Consider the following 18,888-nt stretch of genomic DNA (forward strand, 5'->3'; position numbering starts at 1 on the left):
GCCCCCTGCCGCACTTCAATGCGGCACCGGCATGACATGATGCGTTTTTTTCGCTTGGACCGACAGCAGCAGACATGTGATGTCTTCGGGCATTGCAAGCTTCCGATGAGTCCACGATATGAGGAACGATCCCCTTTCCCATGGCCTTTGGGAAAAAACGGCACCACCCCCTCCCGAAACAACGGTTCTTGAAGGTGACGTTACAGCCGAAATAGCCATCGTTGGCGGCGGCTATACCGGCCTGTCCGCCGCGCTTTTCCTCGCAGAGGCAGGAAAGCAGGTGGTTGTGCTGGAAGCCGAAGAGATCGGCTTCGGCGGGTCCGGGCGCAATGTCGGCCTTGTAAATGCGGGCATGTGGGTGATGCCCGACGACCTTCCCGGCATTCTCGGCGATAGCTATGGTGAAAGACTGCTGAGCGTTCTGGGCGAAGCGCCGCGCATGGTCTTTGATCTCGCCAGGCGGCACGAAATGGACTGCGAGGCGATGCCCGTGGGAACCCTCCATTGTGCGGTCGGTGAAAGCGGGCTGCGTCAGCTTGACCAGAGGGCGAAGCAATGGAAGGCACGCGGTGCCCCGGTGCGCCTTCTCAACCGGCAGGAAACCATCGCGAAAGTTGGAAGCGCGGCATTTTCAGGTGCGCTGCTGGATGAGCGCGCAGGAACCATTCAGCCGCTCGCCTATGCGCGTGGCCTCGCCCACGCCGCAGCGCGGGCCGGTGCCGATCTTCGCACTGGCTCCCGCGTGCTCAAGGCAGAACGGAGCGGCAACAAGTGGCGACTGGAGACACCAAAAGGGTCCCTGACGGCTCAGAACGTGATTGTTGCGACCAACGCCTATACTTCGACGCCCTGGCCGGAGATTCGCCAGGAAATCGTGCATCTGCCCTATTTCAATTTTGCGACCCCGCCCCTGCCTCAATCGCTGAGGGACACGATATTGCCTGAACGCCAGGGAGCCTGGGACACGAAACAGGTGCTCACCTCCTTCCGCTGGGATCGCGAAGGACGTCTCGTGTTCGGCAGCGTGGGAGCGCTTGAAGGCACCGGACGCGCGGTGCATCGCGTCTGGGCCGAACGGGCCATCGCCCGCCTGTTTCCTGAACTGAAAGGCACGCGTTTCGAGGCCTCCTGGTTTGGACATATCGGCATGACCGCCGATCATTTGCCCAAACTGCATCGTCTGGATATCGGGGTCTGGGGCTTTTCGGGCTATAATGGTCGGGGCATCGGGCCTGGCACGGTGTTTGGCAAGGCGCTTGCCGATCTCCTGCTTGGCAATCTCGGCGAGAAGGACATGCCCCTGCCCGTGAGCGATGCATCGACCCAGCCCTACCGCAGCCTGCGGGAAGGCGTTTATCGCCTGGGTTCGCAGGCGGTCCACCTCATGCGGACGATCGCCTAGAAAAGATCGAGCTGGCTGTCGTCGCCGGCCGGCTTCTTCCGTGAGCCCGTGACGCGACTGCTTTCTACGGGCTCCTGCAAGCCGGGGCCGGCATTGGCCACCCTGTTGACTGCGTCCGAAACGGGCACTGCCTCGAAAAAACCGGGTTCGGCAGGCTTGAGAAGATCTGCCACGTGCCGGGGTTCCTGGTTGAGGCAATCCAGCCAGCGCTCGAAATCCTGCGGTTGGATGACCACGGGCATGCGGTGATGAATGCCTCGCAGATCTTCATTTGCCGCGGTTGTCAGGATGGCACCGGTATCGATCTCCGAGCCGCCGGGCTCCGCCCAGCTTTCGGCGAGCCCCGCAAATGCGATCAGGCCGCCCTTGCGCGGTTTGATCCAGTAAGGCTCGGGCGAGCCACCACCCGCTCGCCGCCATTCGTAAAAACCGCTCGCGGGTACAAGCGTGCGGCGATGGCGCATCGCCGTACGAAACGACGGTTTTTCGGCCGCCGTCTCGGAGCGGGCGTTGAAGAGCAGCGAAAGACCTTTCGGGTCTTTTGTCCAAGAGGGTATCAACCCCCAGCGGACCAGCATGCTTCTGCGTGGCGGCAGGTTGGATCCTGGTCGTTGCGGTGGTCCGGACATCACCATCAGCACGGGCTGTGTGGGGGCGATGTTGTAGCGCGGCGGAAATGGCTCGAAATCAGCAACGCCCAGTTGGTTCTGGACCGCCTCGGGCGTTTCCGTCAGGGCAAAACGACCGCACATCTCTTCCCTTCCCGCTAGTAACGCCCTGCCGCTTCCTCATAGAGATAGCGGTCGTAGAGGCGCTCGGCATCGCGCAACCGCCCTTCCGCCAGGAACAGGTCGGATTCTCTCAGCGTTATCCGGTTGCGCACCTTGCGACGCTCGTCGCCCTTGGGCGCGTCTTCGAGGTCGTCGTAGAGCTGTTCGAGTTCGCTCTTCAGACGATCATATTCGGACTGTGCATCGTGCACGCGTTTGCCCACCCGATATGCATTTTCAAAGGCCGGCGCGATTTCGGCCGGGCAAGAGTTGGCATAGCCGCGCCCCTCACGCCCTTCGCTCAGACCGTTTTCTGCCGTGCAGTAGCGACGAATGCCCGCTTCCCAGCCGGAACGCCAGGCATTTTCATCCACCGGCAGATCGTATTTCATACAGGCTTCGCGATGCCGCTGAACATAAGACACGCTGCGGCCGGCAGCGCCATCACCGCGCCCCAAATCTCCCCAGTTCACCGTTTCACATTCGCTTTCATTGAGCGTCGCACATGCCGACATTGCCAGCATCATCGTCAAACCGGCGATGAATTTTCCGCACCGCATTGCCTGCATGATTGCCTTCCCCTCTTTGCCAGACCATATCTGATGCACCGGACTGTTGGTCATGACACCGAAGGATGCAAGACATTTGCCGACGAAACCAAAGGAAATCCGTGCCGTATCCGCGGCGGTGGAGAAGGAGGGACGTTTTCTGCTGGTGCGCCGGGGCCGCGCCCCCGCAAAGGGACTGTTTGCCTTTCCGGGCGGACGTGTTGAAGCCGATGAGAGTGCGGATCAGGCCCTCGCGCGCGAGCTTCTGGAGGAAACAGGGTTGCGCCTTATCCATGCCAGCCCCTACCGGGAGATCGTCCTGCGAGGTGATGGCCCCGAGCAGATCTATCGCCTGACCGTGTTCTGCGCCTCGGTTGAGGCAGGTGAGGTCACCGCTGGCGACGATGCGAGCGAGGCCGGCTGGTTCGGGCGGCGCGAGATTGCAGCAATGCCACTCACCGAAACCACACGAGAAATGATCGATACACTGCAGAACAAAGCGGCTCGATGAGCCGCCGGGGTCTACTCCCCCACAATCTTGCCACGATTGTGAACGCCATGTGATATCTGCCACACTCATGGATGTTTGACAGTTGCAGACTGCCGGAGGACAACACGGTATGCAAAAATCACTGTTGGTTTCAGTTCTCCTCCTGGCCGTTGTTGCAGCGCCGCTTTCCCTGCGCGCCAACGAAGTCAGCTACGAGGCGCCCCTTCTGCGGCTTGCTGAAACACTCGGATCGGTTCACTACCTGCGCAATCTCTGCGGTGAGAAGAGCGAAACCTGGCGCGGCAGGATGGAAGAGCTTCTGGCAACCGAGGATCCCAGCCCCGCGCGTCGCGAAAAGCTCGTTGCAAGTTTCAACCGTGGTTACCGCGCTTTTGCCGGGACCTACGAAAACTGCACCGACCAGGCACTGAGAGCCATTGATCACTACATGACCGAAGGTGCACGCCTCTCGACAGAGATCGTGCAGCGATACGGAAACTGAGAGCAGCCAATGACGGGGAATGATCGGAATGTCGTGTATGCTTGGCGCTGGGGCTCTCAACAGCCAAGGGTGACGCGAAGCCTCCTTGCGTTTGTCATTTCGACCTCGCTCGCCATTTTTTCCGGGTCCGCTTTTGCGCTCAGCGAATTGCAGGAGCTGCCGCCGGGCCTTGAAGAGGAGGCAGACAGCGAAGGCGTGGAGCGCGTGCCGCTGCCTCCCCCGATCCGCCTGCCCTCAACATCTTCACAGTCCCCCGACGAAGACGCCCCTCCGCTGCGCGATGTGGTGCGCCCGGTAACGGACCCGGACAGGCAGCCGCCCGAAATTCACTACGACATGTCGCGTCTGCCCGAACCGGTGCAACGGATGCACGGGCTGATTGTCGAAGCAGCGAAGAGTGGCGATATCGAGAAACTGCGCCCTCTGATTGGCAGTGGAAACACGGGAACGCGGCTTTCGCTGGGAGGGCTGGACGGCGACCCGCTCGACTTTCTTCTGGAGCTGTCTGGCGATGAGGAGGGTCAGGAAATCCTCGCCATACTGCTGGAGGTTCTTCAGGCGGGATATGTGCATCTGGATTCCGGCACGCCCCAGGAGATGTATGTCTGGCCCTATTTCTTTGCCGTTCCGCTTGAAACACTCGACAAGAAGCAGCGGGTTGAACTTTTCACCCTGGTCACCGCTGGCGACTATGAGGATATGAAGAGCTTCGGCGCCTATATTTTCTATCGCGTGGGTATCACGCCCGAGGGGCGCTGGGCCTTTTTCGTTGCGGGAGACTAGGCGCATTCTTGCAATCCCGGAGCGTTTCCCCATATCCGGTCAGGACACGGGAGGAACCCTGATGCAAGCAATCGGGCCGGCGCAGGCAAGCGCCGACGAAAGGACGCATAATCCGCCCGGGCGCGGGCGCGTTTTACGGCGTGTCGCCCTGTTTCAGGTTAAGCTGATGGCCGATGGTCTGCGTGATGTGGTGCTGAGCCCACTGTCAATCGCGGCAGCCGCGCTGGGGCTTTTGTCACGTCGTCCCGACACCGAGATCTATCTCGACAGGCTCATGCGGTTTGGTCGGGAAACCGACCAATGGATCAATCTCTTCGACCATCGCAGCGATGCTGAAAAGACGCCGTCCCACTCACTGGACAGCATTGCACAGCAGATTGAAGAGGCGCTCCGGCGCGACTTTCAAACTGGCGGGCTTAGCGCGAAAAGCGCCAAGGCACTCGCTGAGGCGGCCGCGCGCCTCAGGGACAAGGCCAGGCGATAAAGTCAGCCGACCGCCGGCCCGGGTTGCAGCACACACAAAAGCACCTTAGCTAGAAACGGGTTGCGAGGACATCTCAGTTCTCCATCGACAGCACCGTGGAGCCAACATGCCGACCTGCCATCTGGACAATCGATCTCTCTTTCGATTGCAAGGTCCTGAAGCCGAATCTTTCCTTCAGAACGTGATCACCACCGATCTCTCTTCTCTTGGCGAAGGAGAATGCCGTCCATCGGCACTCCTCACCCCACAGGGTAAAATCCTTTTCGACTTCCTGATTTCGCGCTCTGGAAATGATGCGCTTTCAATTGAATGCCGTACCGAAGTCGCCCCCGATCTGGTCAAGCGCCTGACCCTGTACAAGCTCAGGGCCAAGGCAGAGATTTCCAAACCGGAGCAATGTGTTGTCGCGGTTTCATGGGAAACCGATTCTCCTTCTTCACACAGTGATTCAACTTTTCTGGACCGGCGCTTTCCCGACTCCTTGAAGGTTTGGCGTCACTATGGAGCGGTACCGAATGCCGACCGGGGCGAAGCGGACTTTGATCAGGTACGGGTCGCCAACGCGGTGGCTGAGAGCGGCAAAGACTATACGCTTGGCGATGCCTTTCCTCACGAAATACTCTACGACCAGAACGGTGGTGTCGGGCTTCGGAAAGGATGTTATGTCGGACAGGAAGTGGTATCCCGCATGCATCATCGCGGGACGGCGCGCCGGCGCCTTTTGATTGCCAGGGGCGCAGGGCCGGTTACCCGAGGCAGGCACGGCGTTGCAAAGCGGCGGAAAACCCCTCGGTGTTCTCGGTACCGTTTCAGGCAATGACGCTCTTGCAATTGCAAGAATCGACAGGGTGAAGGACGCCATGGATGCTGGTGTGCCCATAACCGCGAATGATATCGAAGTGACACTGTCGATCCCCTCCTGGGTCGGCTTTTCGTTTCCTGAGGGCGACGGAGAGGCCGGCTGATGCCAGAGGACCGCGCCTGGCAGAGAATGCTGTCCGGTCGACGGCTGGACCTCCTGAACCCCTCCCCGCTGGATATCGAGATCAGCGACATCGCCCACGGCCTCGCGCGCGTTGCCCGCTGGAATGGCCAGACCGAAGGAGACCACGCCTTCTCCGTGGCGCAGCATTCGCTTCTGGTTGAAGACATATTCCGGATGATTGTCCGTGACGCCACGCCGGAGCACTCACTGGCCGCGCTCCTGCACGACGCGCCGGAATATGTGATCGGCGACATGATCTCCCCGTTCAAGGCGACACTGGGCGACGACTACAAATCCGTCGAGAGGCGGCTGCAGCACGCAATACATCTCCGGTATTCGCTTCGCCCCGAACTGCCTGCAGCGCTCAGGAAGCAGATAAAACGCGCCGATCAGATTGCGGCGTTTCATGAAGCCACCCAGCTCGCAGGTTTTGACAGCTCCGAAGCTGCCCGCTTCTTCGGGCGTCCGCGCGGCATTGCTCCCCACACCATCCGGCTGGTTCCGCTCCCTGCCAGAAAAGCTCAGGATGCATTCCTCCAGCGTTTTGAACAAATTGAGGAAATAATAATAAATAAAACAGGTAAACTTTAAATCACGATGTATTTGTAAATACAACCAACAATAATTATAGGAAACAACGCAGGAAAATGCAGTCAGATATTGATGTGCGCTGAAACATAATTCCACATCATACGAACACTGACGCGGGCGGTGCTTGAAAACCTGTCAAAGGGTCGGGCGCGTTGCGTAAGGTGTTCAGATGGATCAAGGAACGGAAAAGCTTATCGTATCTGCGGCAGCCGGTTGGGATTTTGCCGAATCTTTAATTTCAAATTATGCGTTTTCGGTGCTTGGCGCTCTGCTGATTTTCGTATTCGGCATACTTTTCGCCGGTTTGCTGCAGCGTTGGGTCAAGCACATGCTCGGCGAAGTATGCGGTCTGGACGTCACTTTGACCTCCTTTCTCTCCAAACTCGCCCGCTATGCGGTTCTGATGCTGGTATGTGTCTCGATTCTGGCGCAGTTTGGCGTTCAGACCGCAAGCATCGTGGCCATGCTCGGTGCAGCAGGTCTTGCCATCGGTCTTGCGTTGCAGGGGACACTGCAAAACGTCGCAGCCGGCCTTATGCTCCTGCTTCTGAAGCCCTTCAATGTGGGGGACTATGTGGTGGCAAGCGGGGTAGCGGGTCACGTGGAATCTCTCGGTGTGTTTGCGACAGAGTTCAAAACCGACGGTGGCCTGCTCGTTGTCGCTCCCAACAGTTCTCTCTGGAACACATTCGTTACAAACCATTCGCGCAACGAGATGCGCAGGAATGAGGTGACGATATCGATCCGGGCCGATGACGACATCGACCGGGCTCAAGAAACGATGATCGAGATCGCCAAGGCAGACGAGCGGGTTCTGGACACGCCCCTGCCCGAGGCATTTGTTTCTTCGCTTGATGGCTGCGCGGTGGAGATGACGCTCCACTACTGGGTGGCAACACCGGACTGGTGGCAGGTGAGCTGCGACATGAACAAGGCAGTACGGCAGACATTCAACGCTTCCGGGTTCACCACCCCCTATCCGCGCTACGAAATTTCACAGCTTCCGGCAGACAAAAGGGTTCGCTTGCCGGCGGCATCCACAAAACGGGAGCAATTGGCATAGGCAACAGACGGGTTCCTGCAAGGGAGCCCGTTTTCTATCGCTCCAGGCGATCGATGAACCACTGGGTAAGACCGGTCCAGACGGCATCTTTCTCCCCCGCATCTTCGCAGCCGTGATCCAGATTGGGGTTGTCGTTGACTTCGATGACGAAGATGCCCTCCGGCGTTTCCTTCAGGTCGACGCCATATAGCCCTCTCCCGATGCAACGCGCTGCCCGCACCGCAGCGTCAATCACCTCTGCAGGGGTATCGGCAAGCCTGAACGAACGGAAACCTCCTTCATCGGGCCGTCCCTGCCGCTCATGGTTGACGATCTGCCAGTGCTTCTTTGCCATAAGATACCGGACCGAAAACAGCGGCGTGCCATCGAGGACGCCAATGCGCCAGTCGAACGTTGTCGGCAAAAATTTCTGGGCGATAAGCAGGTCGGAATCATCGAGCCATTTCAAGGCCAGCGTGCGAAGCTCAATCATATTCGAGGCCTTCTTCACACCACGCGAAAACGAACTGTCCGGTGTCTTGAGAACAAGTGGAAACCCAAGCAGATCGGCAGCACGCTCGAGGTCAACAGCACCGGCGATCATCACTGTGGGAGGGACCGCTACCCGGTTGGCGGCCATGAGCTCGTTGAGGTAAACCTTGTTGGTACACCGGATCATCGATAGCGGGTCGTCAATAACCGGCATTCCCTCCTGTTCGGCCCGGCGGGCGAAGCGGTAGGTGTGATTGGAGATGGAAGTGGTTTCTCGAATGAAGAGAGCATCGAAATTCGCAAGCCGCGGCAGATCCTTCTTCGTGATCGGCTCGACCTCAACCCCCATGCGGGCGGCCACGCGCGACCAGTGCTTGAGTGATGCAACACTCGATGGCGGCAGTTCCTCACGGGGATCGATCAGTGTGGCAAAACTGTATCGTGCGGGAACCCGGGTTCTGCTGTCGCGCCACTGCCGGCTCGTATAGCTTTGAAGTGAGGCGGTGAACCGCTCCTTCTCCACAGGACTCATTCGTGAGAGCGGTCGAAACCCGATGCGTGTGATCGTGGCCCATTCCCCATCGCGGATATGGACTTCGAGCAAGGGAGCGCGGAACCAGTCGAACAGAAGCTTTGCAAAGCGTTCCCAGGCTTTTTCCGGGCCTATGCCAAAGAAGACGCTTACGCTTGAGGGAAAGCTGCCACCAATCTCTGCGCGACAGCGATTGAGTGCCTGTTCGAGCTCCGGTAGCGCGTTCTCATAGAGTTTGCGTGCCGAAAGATCGATCATCGTTTCGACCGACGGGATTACCCGGTGACCGCGCGAACTGGCGAGCAGCGACGCATAATACCCCCGGCTCTGATAGGCATAACTGGACGAGAGGTTGATTATTTTGGGTCTCTGCCCGCGAAACAAGTCCGGATGGGCCAGATAGTCACGATTTGTGATAATCTTGTGAGGCGTAGCAGTCTCATCGAGATCGCTCTTTCTGCCTGTCAGGATGACCCAGCTCATTTGGGGTCGTTCTCCATGTCCGTCGGGTGCAGGGATTTTTCGAAACGAAGCGCATCCATGCGGTCCTGATAATAGTTCTCATATCGACCGAACTGTCGATATCCCATCCGTTCATAAAGCCGGATAGCCACCGGATTATCTTCCCGCACTTCAAGGCAAACGGTGGAACCGCCTTTTTCAGATGCCATACGTTCAATTGCGCCAAGCAATGCTGAAGCAACACCACGACCAACCGCGGCAGGATCGACCGCGATGGAGTAAAGGCGCACCTTCCGGCTGTTGCGTCGGGAAAGCGCCACTGCGTAGCCTGTGATCCGCCCACCCTCTTCTGCAACGCAGGCGATAGCACTCGCTGTCCCTATCAGGTGACGTAAAGACCGCCGCGACAGTCTGTCGCCTGAAAAAGCGGCATTTTCTATCGCTACCAGAGCATCCAGTTCACCTTTCTTGGGCGGCCTTGTCTCAACTGGCATGCCTGCTCTCCACGGCGATGGTCATATCCGCATTTTGGTTGTTGGAACCTATGTTTGCCGTCGTGAGTTAGGCTTGTTAGACACGCGAAGCGCGTCCAGCAAAAGCGGCGGGTTGATCCAGCTCGGCCGCCGCTTTTTGTTGCTTAGAGTGAACATCAACATGACCAAGGCCGCACACTTTTGGCCGGCAACGAAAAATACGGCACGGAGACATTCCCCGATATGGAAATGCAAACTGAGAACCTCATGACAGCCGCCCAGGCGGCCTGGACCCAAGTCAGCGCGTTTGCTGTATCTTACGCCTTCTCGATTCTCGGCGCCATCATTCTCATCATCGCTGGCTTTATTGTGGCGGGAATGGTGGAGAAATGGGTTGCCCGTACTCTTGAGCGCTTTCCTTCCTTCGATGTGACACTGACCAGTTTTCTGTCCAAAACTGCTCGCTATGCCGTTCTAATCCTCGTTGGTGTCACGGTTCTGGCGCAGTTCGGCGTGCAGACGGCAAGCATCATTGCCGCGCTGGGTGCGGCTGGCCTGGCAATCGGACTGGCCCTTCAGGGCACGTTGCAGAATGTTGCCGCAGGCATCATGCTCCTGGTTCTGAAGCCCTTCCGTGTCGGAGAATATGTGGAAGCGAGCGGCATTTCAGGAACAATCCAGACAATCGGCCTTTTTGCCACCGAAATGAAGACCGTCGACGGACTTTACATACTTGCGCCCAACAGCTCGCTTTGGAACACGTCGGTCACCAACTACTCACGCAATGCGCAACGCCGCAACGATCTCGTTATCGGCATCGGGTATAACGATGATATCGACCTTGCCCAGGAGACAATGCTTGCGCTCGCTGCGGGGGATGACCGGATACTGCAGGATCCGCAGCCGGCAACCTTCGTCTCCGAACTCGGCGATAGTGCGGTCAGCGTCACATTGCGCTACTGGACCAATACCGCTGACTGGTGGCAGACACGGCTCGACCTCACGAAAGCGGCGAAGCAGGCGTTTGATGAAAAGGGCATATCGATCCCCTTCCCCCAGCGCGACATCCACTATCTCCCCATCGAAAAAGACACGGCGGCCTAGCCGTTTCCTCCTCACGACGAAGCGACGTCAGCGCTTCGGTGCGTATCCAGACCCGCCGGGGCAAGCCGCCGGTGGGTTTTTTTTCATCATCAGTATTGATCGACAATGCAGCATTTGTCGATTTTTCTGATCGGAAGCCCGTACTATTCTCGCGTTTTCAGAGATCAGCGGCGATGGCTTTCATGACCCGACAACGCAGCATCCAATCGGCATCTTCAACCCCCTTTCCGTGGCTTATCGTCGTGTGTGGCTGCCTGATTGCGGCCATCAATTTCGGCCCTCGCTCCGCGATGGGCTTTTTTCAGCTCCCCATGCTGGCCGAGACCGGCTGGGACCGCACGACATTCGGCCTCGCCATGGCGATACAGAACCTGCTCTGGGGAGTGGGGCAGCCGGTTTTCGGCGCCATTGCCGACCGGTTCGGCACATGGAGGGTCCTTGCGCTATCGGCCATTCTTTATGCGGTCGGCCTTTTGATGATGTCGATCCCCACCCATGTGGGGATGCTTCACATTGGCGGTGGCGTTCTCGTGGGGCTGGGTGTCGCCGGTGGAGGCTTTGGCATCATTCTTGCCGCATTTGCGCGCAGCACCCCGGCCGAGAAGCGCAGCATGATTTTTGGGCTTGGCACGGCTGCCGGTTCGGCCGGCATGTTCATCTTCGCGCCCATAACGCAAGGCCTCATCACGGCATTCGGCTGGTCCGACGCACTGGTCTATATGGGCATCGCGATGCTGATCGTCCCCGTGCTTGCCATTCCGCTGGTTGGCAATGCGACCACCGCCAGAGACCGGAGTGAGGTGTTCGAACAGACGGTGCGGCAGGCCTTGCAGGAAGCCTTTTCCCATCGCAGTTTCATTCTTCTGGTTTCCGGATTTTTCGTATGCGGATTTCAGGTGGCTTTCATTACCGCGCACTTTCCCGCCTATCTTGGAGATATCGGGATCGATGCCCGCTATGCAGTGATAGCCCTGGCCCTTATCGGTTTTTTCAACATTATCGGATCCCTGGCTTCGGGATATATCGGCCAGCGCCACTCCAAGCCCGCATTTCTGGCCCTGATCTATATCGCGCGCTCGATTGCCGTCACTGCGTTCCTTCTGCTTCCCCAAACACCCACAAGCGTGATCATCTTCGCTATCGTGATGGGGCTTTTGTGGCTCTCCACGGTTCCCCCGACGAATGCTCTGGTGGCGATCATGTTCGGCACCGGTCATCTGGGACTTCTGGGAGGCCTCGTGTTTTTCTCTCACCAGATCGGTTCGTTTCTGGGTGTTTGGCTTGGCGGCTATCTATATGACATGTTTGGAAGCTACGATCCGGTCTGGTGGCTGGGCGTTGTCCTTGGCCTCTTCGCTGCCCTCGTGCACTGGCCAATCAAGGAAACCGCGGTAACCCGTCCCGGGTTGACCCCGGCACAGTAAAAACCGGTCAGAGGCCCTCCTCCCCACTGCGGGCGAGAACGGATAGAAAAGCCTGTCGGACGTCTGGCTCGTCCATGCCGCGCGGCTCGTAGACATTGCGGCGGAAGAAGTGGCCTGTCAGCCGATACGCATCCAGCAATGCTTCGCGGCCAGGGCTTTCAGTTCTGGAGATGAGAAAGGCCGGCAGTGGCAGCAGCTTTTCCTGCCAGGGCGCGCCTGCTTCACGGGTGACCGCTCGACCGGACTTCGGCGATACAAAGGCAAGTTTTTCGCGGTTCCCGGTCAGCGCGCATCGAGCCAGATCGAGCCCGAAGCCGAGTTCTTCCAGAAGTGCGAGCTCAAATTTCACCATCAAGGGTCCGGCGACATCCGGATCGTCGAGATGACTGGTGATGACTTTCAGGGTTTCGTAGAGACCTGCGTGAGGGTCCCGCTCGGGCATGAGCCTCAAATGGGCGGCAGCAAGCTGAATACCGTGAATTGCCAGTGCGGAAGCAAGGAGGCGCGCGGTGTTCTGTTCCAGCGGCTCGACCTGAAACAGGCCAAGATGCTCGGAAAGGCGGGCGCGCCAGACGAGCTCCACACGATTGCCCGGTTGCAGGAGCGGCTGCATGCGCCGCGAACGCCCCCCCTTCACCAGCCCGAGATAGCGGCCGTGCTCGGCCGTCATCGTTTCAAGAACGACACTTGTCTCGCCATGTTTTCTGGCGCCCAGAATGATCCCTTCATCGCGCCATTCCATGCCACCACGATCCTTGCATCAACTGGGGAATTCCAACCCCATTTCACGATAGCGCTCGGGATCGTTGCCCCAGCCTTCCCGAACCTTCACAAACAAAAAGAGATGGACCTTCTGGTCCAGGATTTCGGCCATTTCCTCGCGCGCTGCCTGACCGACAGCACGAATTGCCGATCCCTTGTGTCCGAGCACGATTTTCTTCTGGCTGTCCCGTTCCACATAGACGACCTGATCGATGCGCACGGACCCGTCCTTGCGCTCCTCCCATTTTTCCGTTTCCACATGGATTGCGTAGGGCAGTTCCTGATGCAATCTCAGGAAAAGCTTTTCGCGCGTGATCTCGGCTGCAAGCTGCCGCATGGGCAGATCCGAAAGCTGATCTTCGGGATAGTACCATGGTCCACTCGGGAGCGACGCTGCGAGATAATCCATAAGGTCCTCGCAGCCTGAGCCCTGCAGTGCCGAGATCATGAAGGTCCGTTCGAAGGAAACCGTCTCGTTGGCCTGCGCTGCAAGCTCGAGGAGCAGCTCGCGCTTGACCCGGTCGATCTTGTTTAGAATCAGGACCTTGGGCTGGGCGGTATCACTAAGTTTTTCAAGGATGGCGGCTGCATCCCCCCTGATACCACGCTCGGCATCGATCAGGAGTGCGACGATGTCGGCATCCTTGGCTCCCCCCCAGGCCGTGGTCACCATTGCCCGATCCAGAGTGCGTCTCGGGTTGAAGATGCCAGGCGTGTCGATGAACACGATCTGCGTTTTGTCGTGGGTAGCGATGCCGCGAATCATGGCCCGTGTCGTCTGGACCTTGTGGGTGACAATGGAAACCTTGGCACCGACAAGCTGATTGAGCAGCGTCGACTTTCCTGCGTTGGGCGCGCCGATCAGCGCCACAAATCCAGAACGGGTTTCCGCCGCCTGCTGTTCGACCGGATTTTCATCACTCATCATGCGCTCTCATTGTCACGCCACACATCTTCGCGCTCCAGCATCGCGGTGGCCGCTGTCTGCTCGGCTTCCCGCTTGGAGCGCCCTTTTCCCCGGGCTGTCTCATAGCCCTCGACCTCTACCGCCACCGAAAACACAGGATCATGATCCGGCCCCGTCCTGTCTTCCACGCGATAGCTCGGCGTGACACCGGCTACCTGGTGCGCCCATTCCTGCAAGGCGGTTTTAGGATCTCTTCGGTCAGCACCTTCAGCGCGAGCCCTCGCGCCCCAGTGATTGCGAACGAAAGAGCGTGCAGCGTCAATCCCCCCCTCGATGAACACGACAGCGATCAACGCTTCCATGACATCAGCGCGCAGATTGGCACGTTTGCGGCTGGCAGCCGCACGCAGGTCACTTCCCATTCGAATGAGAGAGCCGATTTCCAGGTCATCGGCGATCTCGGCCAGCGTGTCCGCATTGACGAGTGCATTGAGGCGCACGGAAAGCTCGCCTTCACTCGCCTCAGGAAAGGACTCATAAAGCAGCTCTGCAACCGCCAGGCCCAGAACACGGTCACCAAGGAACTCCAGACGCTGGTAATCGGCACCATCACGGCCACGCGCACTGGCATGTGTCATGGCCTCCTCGACGAGCGCCGCATTGGAGAAAGCAAATTCGGTGCGCTGAGCGACCTCGCTCAAAAGCTGAGATCGGTTCAGGCGCTTTTCGGACGCGGGTTTAGACAAAATCAATCGACCCAGTTAAAGAATCGCGACGGTCGCACTTCCGATGGCCAGCGCCACAGTTCCAGTGGGCTCGCACCACCGGCAATCGAGAAGAAGATGATGTTGGCACGCCCCACCAGATTCTCGCCCGGCACGAACCCGACGGAGAAACGGCTGTCTGCCGAATTGTCACGGTTGTCGCCCATCATGAAATAGTGGCCTTCGGGTACGATGAACTCGCGCGTGTTATCGCCTATTCCACCGGTGGTGAGGTCAAGCGTTTCGTATGAAACGCCATTCGGCAGCGTCTCCCGATAGACATCCACGGGCCGGTCCATCTCGGTGATGTCGGGATCGTTGATCTGTTCGAGTTTTTCGCGCTGCACGGCAACATCATTGATGTGGAGAACGCCTTCACGCATCTGGATTTTGTCACCAGGCAAACCGACCACGCGCTTGATGTAATCGATGGAGGGATTGGGCGGATACTTGAACACGACCACATCGCCGCGCTCGGGCTCCGAAGACCAGATCCGTCCGGAGAAAAGATCTGGAGAGAACGGCAAAGAGTGGCGCGAATAACCGTATGCCCATTTGGTGACGAACAGATAATCGCCTTCCAGCAGCGTCGGCCGCATCGAGCCTGACGGAATCGAGAATGGCTGAAACAGAAAGGTGCGGATGACCAGCGCAATCAGGAGCGCCTGAACGATCACGCTTATGGTTTCGCCCACTCCACCCGATTTCTTTTTCGTCTTATCAGCCACGCTCATCATGTCCTCGGTTCGAGAGTTGTCGAACGGTCTTATCGTGCCAGAAAGGCCGCGGCAATGCGACAGCACGACCACGCTGCGGATTTCAGCTCGACCGGGTATTATCGAGTACGGCTTCGATGATGACGAAGGCCTGAGCCAGGGGATAATCGTCCGTGATGGTCAAGTGAACGACCGCTTTGGCGCCCGTCGGCGTCATCCGCTCAAGGTGTTCCCATGCCTTGCCCGAGAGCTCCATCGTGGGTTTTCCGCCGGGCAGGTTGACGACCCCCATCTCGCGCCAGAAGACCCCACGTGAAATGCCGGTTCCGAGCGCCTTCGAGCAGGCTTCCTTGGCTGCGAAACGCTTCGCATACGATGCCGCACGTTCTCGTCGTTTGTCCGACTTCTGCCGCTCGACCTGTGTAAACACGCGTTGCGTGAACCGTTCGCCATAGCGATCTAGCGTTTTGGCGATCCGGCGAATGTCAATGAGATCGCTGCCAATGCCGATAATCATGAACTCGTTGCTGTCCTCGCGTCGAAGGCCTGCCGGCTGGCTCTGCGACGCGCCTTTTCGGCAAGCCGTTTGCGGCGCTGTTCGCGGAAAGCGACCGTTGCCCAGCGTGTAGCAAAGTAAAACACCAGCGCGAAAAAAATGCCCAGCGGAAGAGCTCCGATGGACATGGGCTTGATGAGCGGTTCCCAAAGCTGAGAGAACTCCAGATGCCGGAGCATCCTGCCAAGGTGGAGCGGCGCAGCGTGGGACAGTTCCTTTCCGTAAAGAATCATCCGTCCCGTTTCCAGTGTCGCCCCCCAAATCAACGGGAAGGTGAGCGGATTGCCGACCGCCGTGCCGATCGCGGAGGCCACAAGATTGCCGCCAAGGCACCAGGCGAGCCCTGCCGCGATGAAGAAATGGAAGCCCATGAAAGGGGTGAAGGATGCAAAAACGCCGGCCGCGACACCGGCAGCGATGGCGTGCGGCGTTGCCGTCAGGCGCAACGCACGCTTGACGAAATATTGGGCAGACCTCCAGAACGAACGGCGCGGCCACACCATGGTCCGCGTCTTCTCCCAGATATCCGCCGGTTTTCTACGCCGAAACAACATCCCGACTACACCACGTCCTCGCCCGCACGTCTCCCACTCACAGCCCCAAGACTATGCCTGCCACTCTTAACGGCAGGTTCCCCTGAAAATGCGCTTGCATTGATATAGGCAGGCTGGGTGAAACGGGGCAAGGGTCGTAAGTCGGCCAATTGCGGTTTTCGATCAGTGCCATTGAATTAGGCTTCGACCCTAAGCGTGAGAAGCGACAGAAATAGGGCAGATCGCTTGCCGGCCGTTATCCGTTCACCCGATGCGCATCGCTGACGCTGCTGATTTCCTTGAGCTGGGAAACAAGGCGCGTGAGATGCTTCAGATCCCAGACTTCAAGGTCAAACAGCATCTCGGTGAAATCCGGTGCCGTCCGTTCCATGGCGAGGGTGTGAATGTTAGCGTCGTTCGACGCAATGACCTGCGAAATTTCGGCAAGCGAGCCAGGTTCGTTGATCGCGGTTACCGACATGCGAACCGGAAAACGCTCCTTCATGTGTTCATCGATATCCCAGCGCACATCAATCCAGCGCTCCGGCTGATCATCAAACGCCGTCAGGGCTGGCGATTGAATCGGATAGATGGTGATGCCCGAGCCGGGGTGAAGAATGCCGACAATCCGATCTCCGGGCACCGCCCCCTCCGGTGCGAAGCTGACCGGCAGATCGCCGGAAACGCCACGGATGGGCAAAGCGCCACCGGGACCCTTCTCAAGTGCGCTGCCACCCTTCACCCGCTTTGCCTTGCGCGAAGAACGCCCGGGAATCTGGAACAGCATGCCGGCCGCATTGCGCAGATTGAACCACCCCTCCTCGCGCTCCTTGGGCGCATGGGTGACGCGCTCGTCCTTGTAGTCTGGAAACACGGCGCGCACCACGTCCTGAGAGGAAAGCTCGCCTCGTCCAACCGCGGCCAGAACATCTTCAACGTCCTGTCGCCCCAGCCGATGGAGAACCGGTTTCAGCCCATCACGGGAAAACTGCTTGTTCGCCCGCTCGAATGCGCGCTCCAGAATCCGGGCTCCGAGCCCGGAATACTGTTTGCGGATCGCGTTACGGGTTGCCCGGCGGATCGCCGCTCGCGCCTTGCCAGTGACCACGACCGATTCCCACGCGGCAGGCGGCACCTGTGCCTTCGATCTGATGATTTCGACCTCGTCACCATTCTTCAGCTCGGTCATGAGTGGCATGATACGCCCATTGACCTTTGCACCCACGCAGGTATCCCCCACCTCGGTGTGAACCGCATAGGCAAAATCGATTGGCGTGGCGCCGCGGGGGAGCGCGATCAGCCTCCCCTTGGGCGTGAAGCAGAAAACCTGATCCTGAAACAGCTCCAGCTTGGTGTTCTCAAGAAAGTCCTCCGGTGTATCGCCTTCCGACAGCGCTTCGATGGTGCGCCGCAGCCAGGCATAGGCATTCGTGTCGCGTGAAATGCGATGGTCAGCGCCATTCACCTTCCCGCCAAAATCCTTGTAGATCGAATGGGCGGCGACACCATATTCGGCAATATGATGCATTTCGTGCGTGCGTATCTGCAGTTCGACACGCTGACGTGAAGGCCCCACGATCGTTGTGTGGATGGAGCGGTAATCGTTCTGCTTCGGCGTCGAAATGTAGTCCTTGAAGCGTCCCGGCACCATCGACCAGGTGGCGTGAATGATCCCGAGCGCGCGATAACAGTCTTCAATACTGTCCACCAGGACACGAAAACCGAATATGTCCGACAATTGCTCAAAGGAGAGAGCCTTGGTCTCCATCTTTCGGAAAACCGACCACGGCTTTTTCTGACGGCTTTTGACCAGTGCAGCGATGTGATTCTCGGTGAAAAGGTGCGACAGCGCCTCTTCAATGGCCTTGATCACCCCGCGATTGCGTTCGAAGAACTCTGCCAGTCGCTCCGTAACGGCACGAAATGCCTCCGGATTGATATGCCGGAAGGCGAGTTCCTCAAGCTCCTCGCGCATGTCCTGCATGCCCATGCGTCCGGCGAGCGGCGCATAGATGTCCATCGTCTCTTCGGCAATGCGCAGCCGTTTGTGCTCGGGCACGTGATCCAGTGTGCGCATGTTATGCAGGCGGTCGGCGAGCTTGACGAGAAGAACACGGACATCCTCTGAAATGGCCAATAGCAGCTTGCGCAGGTTTTCGGCCTGGTGGGCCTTTTTCGATACCAGATCGAGGCGTTTCAGCTTCGTCAGCCCCTCGACAAGCTTGCCGATATCGGGGCCGAACAGTTCATCGATCTCATCGCGCGTGGCGCTCGTGTCCTCGATCGTATCATGGAGCAGGGCCACGGCTATTGTGGCCTCGTCCAGATGCATGTCCGTCAGGATGGCAGCGACTTCAAGTGGATGGGAAAAATACGGATCACCGGAAGCGCGACGCTGATGGCCGTGCTTCTGCATCGCGTAGACATAGGCCTTGTTGAGAAGCGCCTCATTGACGTCCGGCTTGTAGCGCTGGACACGCTCGACAAGCTCGTACTGACGCATCATGGGCGACTTCCTCTTGTTTTATTGTTGTTCAGGGCCCGGCCCCCACGCAAACCAAAACAT

20 protein-coding genes and 1 pseudogene are annotated in these 18,888 nt (G+C 58.5%); 10 read left to right on the plus strand and 11 right to left on the minus strand.

Translation table 11 applies throughout. The features are described 5' to 3' along the window. Positions 1–118: 118 nt before the first annotated feature. Positions 119–1,402, plus strand: a complete 1,284-nt coding sequence (locus tag AB2N04_RS15035) for an NAD(P)/FAD-dependent oxidoreductase (RefSeq protein ID WP_367715243.1) — start codon at positions 119–121, stop codon at positions 1,400–1,402. Here AB2N04_RS15035 and AB2N04_RS15040 read toward each other — a convergent pair. Beyond that, on the minus strand, positions 1,399–2,154 hold the full coding sequence (locus tag AB2N04_RS15040; protein ID WP_367715244.1) for an SOS response-associated peptidase: 756 nt from the start codon (positions 2,152–2,154) through the stop codon (positions 1,399–1,401). The genes AB2N04_RS15035 and AB2N04_RS15040 overlap by 4 nt on opposite strands. Before the next feature lie 14 nt (positions 2,155–2,168). Beyond that, positions 2,169–2,741 carry a DUF2799 domain-containing protein gene (locus tag AB2N04_RS15045; protein WP_367715245.1) on the minus strand — a complete coding sequence of 191 codons (573 nt, stop codon included), beginning with the start codon at positions 2,739–2,741 and terminating at the stop codon, positions 2,169–2,171. A gap of 76 nt (positions 2,742–2,817) precedes the next feature. Between AB2N04_RS15045 and AB2N04_RS15050 the strand changes: the two genes are divergently transcribed. From AB2N04_RS15050 to AB2N04_RS15080, 7 genes and pseudogenes are all read left to right on the plus strand, one after another. Then, the gene (locus tag AB2N04_RS15050; RefSeq protein WP_367715246.1) at positions 2,818–3,231 is read left to right on the plus strand and encodes an NUDIX hydrolase; all 414 of its coding nucleotides are present in this window, start codon (positions 2,818–2,820) and stop codon (positions 3,229–3,231) included. 109 nt (positions 3,232–3,340) lie between these two features. Beyond that, on the plus strand, positions 3,341–3,712 hold the full coding sequence (locus AB2N04_RS15055) for a TIGR02301 family protein (protein ID WP_367715247.1): 372 nt from the start codon (positions 3,341–3,343) through the stop codon (positions 3,710–3,712). A gap of 69 nt (positions 3,713–3,781) precedes the next feature. After that, the gene (locus AB2N04_RS15060; protein WP_367715248.1) at positions 3,782–4,495 is read left to right on the plus strand and encodes a hypothetical protein; all 714 of its coding nucleotides are present in this window, start codon (positions 3,782–3,784) and stop codon (positions 4,493–4,495) included. 61 nt (positions 4,496–4,556) lie between these two features. Further along, on the plus strand, positions 4,557–4,979 hold the full coding sequence (locus AB2N04_RS15065) for a hypothetical protein (protein WP_367715249.1): 423 nt from the start codon (positions 4,557–4,559) through the stop codon (positions 4,977–4,979). Between the two features lie 106 nt (positions 4,980–5,085). Next, a pseudogene (locus AB2N04_RS15070) lies at positions 5,086–5,944 on the plus strand (folate-binding protein YgfZ). Next, a complete protein-coding gene (locus AB2N04_RS15075) occupies positions 5,944–6,555 on the plus strand; it encodes a YfbR-like 5'-deoxynucleotidase (RefSeq protein ID WP_367715251.1) in 612 nt (203 codons plus the stop codon). The pseudogene AB2N04_RS15070 and the gene AB2N04_RS15075 overlap by 1 nt, the downstream one beginning before the upstream one ends. Before the next feature lie 169 nt (positions 6,556–6,724). Then, complete coding sequence (locus AB2N04_RS15080) at positions 6,725–7,618, plus strand: mechanosensitive ion channel family protein (protein WP_367715253.1); 894 nt, start codon at positions 6,725–6,727, stop codon at positions 7,616–7,618. A 34-nt stretch (positions 7,619–7,652) separates the two neighbouring features. Here AB2N04_RS15080 and AB2N04_RS15085 read toward each other — a convergent pair whose 3' ends face one another. Together AB2N04_RS15085 and AB2N04_RS15090 are read right to left on the minus strand one after the other, a co-directional pair. Continuing rightward, positions 7,653–9,104: a RimK family protein gene (locus tag AB2N04_RS15085; protein WP_367715255.1), complete on the minus strand. Its 1,452-nt coding sequence runs from the start codon at positions 9,102–9,104 to the stop codon at positions 7,653–7,655. Then, positions 9,101–9,577 (minus strand): GNAT family N-acetyltransferase, encoded by a 477-nt coding sequence (locus AB2N04_RS15090; RefSeq protein WP_367715257.1) that lies wholly within the window; start codon positions 9,575–9,577, stop codon positions 9,101–9,103. The genes AB2N04_RS15085 and AB2N04_RS15090 overlap by 4 nt, the downstream gene beginning before the upstream one ends. A 246-nt stretch (positions 9,578–9,823) precedes the next feature. Between AB2N04_RS15090 and AB2N04_RS15095 the strand changes: the two genes are divergently transcribed. Together AB2N04_RS15095 and AB2N04_RS15100 are read left to right on the plus strand one after the other, a co-directional pair. After that, positions 9,824–10,660: a mechanosensitive ion channel family protein gene (locus AB2N04_RS15095; RefSeq protein ID WP_367715259.1), complete on the plus strand. Its 837-nt coding sequence runs from the start codon at positions 9,824–9,826 to the stop codon at positions 10,658–10,660. A 182-nt stretch (positions 10,661–10,842) separates the two neighbouring features. Further along, complete coding sequence (locus AB2N04_RS15100; protein WP_367715261.1) at positions 10,843–12,084, plus strand: MFS transporter; 1,242 nt, start codon at positions 10,843–10,845, stop codon at positions 12,082–12,084. Positions 12,085–12,091: 7 nt separating this feature from the next. Here AB2N04_RS15100 and recO read toward each other — a convergent pair whose 3' ends face one another. The 7 genes from recO to AB2N04_RS15135 form a co-directional block, all read right to left on the minus strand. Beyond that, positions 12,092–12,826 carry a DNA repair protein RecO gene (gene recO, locus AB2N04_RS15105; RefSeq protein WP_367715262.1) on the minus strand — a complete coding sequence of 245 codons (735 nt, stop codon included), beginning with the start codon at positions 12,824–12,826 and terminating at the stop codon, positions 12,092–12,094. An 18-nt stretch (positions 12,827–12,844) separates the two neighbouring features. Further along, positions 12,845–13,774, minus strand: coding sequence for a GTPase Era (gene era / locus AB2N04_RS15110; protein WP_367715264.1), 930 nt, complete (start codon positions 13,772–13,774; stop codon positions 12,845–12,847). Then, a complete protein-coding gene (gene rnc / locus AB2N04_RS15115) occupies positions 13,771–14,505 on the minus strand; it encodes a ribonuclease III (RefSeq protein ID WP_367715266.1) in 735 nt (244 codons plus the stop codon). Before rnc ends, era begins: the two co-directional genes overlap by 4 nt. Beyond that, positions 14,502–15,251 (minus strand): signal peptidase I, encoded by a 750-nt coding sequence (gene lepB / locus AB2N04_RS15120; protein WP_367715267.1) that lies wholly within the window; start codon positions 15,249–15,251, stop codon positions 14,502–14,504. The genes rnc and lepB overlap by 4 nt, the downstream gene beginning before the upstream one ends. Positions 15,252–15,336: 85 nt before the next feature. Then, the gene (gene acpS, locus AB2N04_RS15125; protein ID WP_367715269.1) at positions 15,337–15,750 is read right to left on the minus strand and encodes a holo-ACP synthase; all 414 of its coding nucleotides are present in this window, start codon (positions 15,748–15,750) and stop codon (positions 15,337–15,339) included. Further along, positions 15,747–16,292: a DUF2062 domain-containing protein gene (locus AB2N04_RS15130; RefSeq protein WP_367715270.1), complete on the minus strand. Its 546-nt coding sequence runs from the start codon at positions 16,290–16,292 to the stop codon at positions 15,747–15,749. Before AB2N04_RS15130 ends, acpS begins: the two co-directional genes overlap by 4 nt. Before the next feature lie 286 nt (positions 16,293–16,578). After that, a complete protein-coding gene (locus tag AB2N04_RS15135; protein WP_367715272.1) occupies positions 16,579–18,828 on the minus strand; it encodes a bifunctional (p)ppGpp synthetase/guanosine-3',5'-bis(diphosphate) 3'-pyrophosphohydrolase in 2,250 nt (749 codons plus the stop codon). Positions 18,829–18,888: the final 60 nt, after the last annotated feature.

It is taken from the genome of Nitratireductor sp. GISD-1A_MAKvit (genome assembly GCF_040819555.1).
In the GTDB taxonomy this organism is placed as follows: domain Bacteria; phylum Pseudomonadota; class Alphaproteobacteria; order Rhizobiales; family Rhizobiaceae; genus Nitratireductor.